This window comes from Nostoc sp. FACHB-888 (assembly GCF_014696655.1).
Lineage (GTDB): Bacteria > Cyanobacteriota > Cyanobacteriia > Cyanobacteriales > Nostocaceae > Nostoc.
In genome coordinates this window covers 1-2,112 of record NZ_JACJQM010000389.1, presented here as the reverse complement: position 1 = coordinate 2,112, position 2,112 = coordinate 1, and the positions used below count along the sequence as shown (strand labels likewise).

General features: G+C 41.0%; 3 protein-coding genes. 1 reads left to right on the top strand and 2 read right to left on the bottom strand.

Going from position 1 to position 2,112, the window contains the following annotated elements:
- A partial coding sequence (locus tag H6G26_RS41220) for a calcium-binding protein (protein ID WP_199327303.1) occupies positions 1–1,158 on the bottom strand: 1,158 nt, incomplete at its 3' end.
- A gap of 194 nt (positions 1,159–1,352) precedes the next feature.
- Here H6G26_RS41220 and H6G26_RS41215 point away from each other — a divergent pair.
- Positions 1,353–1,538 (top strand): hypothetical protein, encoded by a 186-nt coding sequence (locus tag H6G26_RS41215; protein ID WP_190737852.1) that lies wholly within the window; start codon positions 1,353–1,355, stop codon positions 1,536–1,538.
- Positions 1,539–1,911: 373 nt separating this feature from the next.
- Here H6G26_RS41215 and H6G26_RS41210 read toward each other — a convergent pair.
- Positions 1,912–2,112: LuxR C-terminal-related transcriptional regulator (locus H6G26_RS41210; RefSeq protein WP_190737850.1), on the bottom strand; the 201-nt coding region annotated here is incomplete at its 5' end.

Here is a 2,112-nt window from a genome sequence, read left to right as displayed (position 1 = left end):
AATTGCGGAAATCTGAATTTTGTCGCTCTGCCAGAAGCTGAAGTCCTTGATGATGTCAATGCCTTCAGACCTGAAGTTGAAGACAAATGTATCAGCACCAGCATCGCCTGTGAGTGTGTTGTTACCAGCACCGCCAACGAGTGTGTCGTTACCAGAACCCCCATTTAAGAAGTCGTTACCAGCACCGCCAACGAGTGTGTCGTTACCAGCCTCACCAACCAAAACGTCGTAGTCCCCATAGCCAAGCAAGTGATCATTACCATCGCCGCCAATCAAAAAGTTGTTACCGACATTCCCCTCAATTTGATTGTCCAGGGCGTTGCCTATGCCATTAATATCCTCGCTACCTCTGAGAACCAAGTTCTCTAGGTTGTCACCTAATTTGTAGCTTGACGAAGACTCAACCGTATCGGTTCCTTCATTTAAGTATTCTATAATCTTACTATTGATAAACAGATCGCTGAGTACATCGTCCCCAGACCCGATTACAAAAGTAATATAAGTGTCGTTGCCAGTACCACCAATTAGGGTATCAAGCACCTCACCGCCATCAAGGATGTCATCGCCTTCCTCGCCATACAGTATATTGCCACCGCCGTTTTCTCCGCTATTCAAATAATCATTGCCCAAACCACCGTACAGTTTGTCACTATTTGCACCACCGTAAAGGCTATCATTCCCCGAATCACCATACAGCATATCGTAACCATCGTTGCCATACAGTACATCGTTGCCTTCCAAACCATAAATAATCTCGTCTGCCGAGGTTCCTTGGATTGTGTCAGAACCTGTAGTGCCGTAGATGGATTCGGTTTTTCCTGGCTTAAATCTATCGCCTGATACGACAGAAGTAAAACGTCGATTTATATTTACATGCTCACGGTCGTGATTTACAGGGTCAATACTGATAATACTACCCCCATCTTTAATGATGTCAAAACCATCAGTACTATAGACGTACACATCCCGTGAAAATTCAGAATCAAAAACGAGGACATCAATTACATTGTTGAAGACAAACTGATCACCAACGCTGAAAGCACCAAAACCATCATCACCACCGATGAGAGTGTCATCACCTAAATCGCCGAAAATGGAATCAGTTTCTGGAGTCCCAATTAGAATGTCGTTACCAAGGGTACCGTTAATAGATGCCATGTCCATCACTCCTTGTCAAACTATGGTTCAGTGCAGAGTTAAGTTAATTTAACGTTAGTTCGACGGCAGCAAAAGCCACAAAGCTTGCTATCAAAGGAATTGAAGGAATCGGGGAAACAATAACTAATATTTATGGATAATGAATAAAAAAAAGCATAAAAAAACACCGAGACTAAAAAATATTTAAAAAAATCATGCGCCAGTGCGATGCCGAACGCGCAGAGCGTCTCCAAGAGTTGGCAGCAAGCTACGCTTTTTATTCTTTTGTGACACCTCCTCAAATTTCCATTTCCTCTTCTGACAATTCTTTTGCAATTATGGATGATGACCAACTTTTGGGGAGTGCTAGTGCATTTTGTTTCATGATTGATATATGTTAAAAAGTTGCTTTTAACCGCTAATCAACAGCATACTTGAATAGGGAAACAACCGCTTACAAGTAGCAGAAATGACACAAAAGTTTTTAATGTCATACCAGAGAATATTCAGAGATTGCAAAAATTAATGAATCATTCAAATAAATGAAGAAGTTTTAATTTGATTTTCTATTTCTACCTCCAGAATTCCCCAGATGGTTGGCGAATCATTCACCAACAGCCGTATTAGTGAAGAAATGGGCAATACAGACTAATCTTTTTTCAGCTTTTCTAGGGTCGCTAAGAGAAGCTTTAACAAACTTTTTGGAGCTTCTATAGAGAAGGCTTAAATACCAACAATTCCTAACTAAATCCTTTCGCTCTCCTCACCAATACATCATTCATTCACAATCAAGTTATAGTCGATATAACCGAGCATCGCCCCTCTTTTTATCGCCTCATAACGGTTCTTGACGTGCCACTTACTGTACAAATCACTGGCATAATGTTTGACTGTACTAACAGAGAGAAACATTTCTTTGGCAATCTGTTCAAAAACTAAACCCTGAGCCAGTAAACGCAGGACTTGTATTTGTCG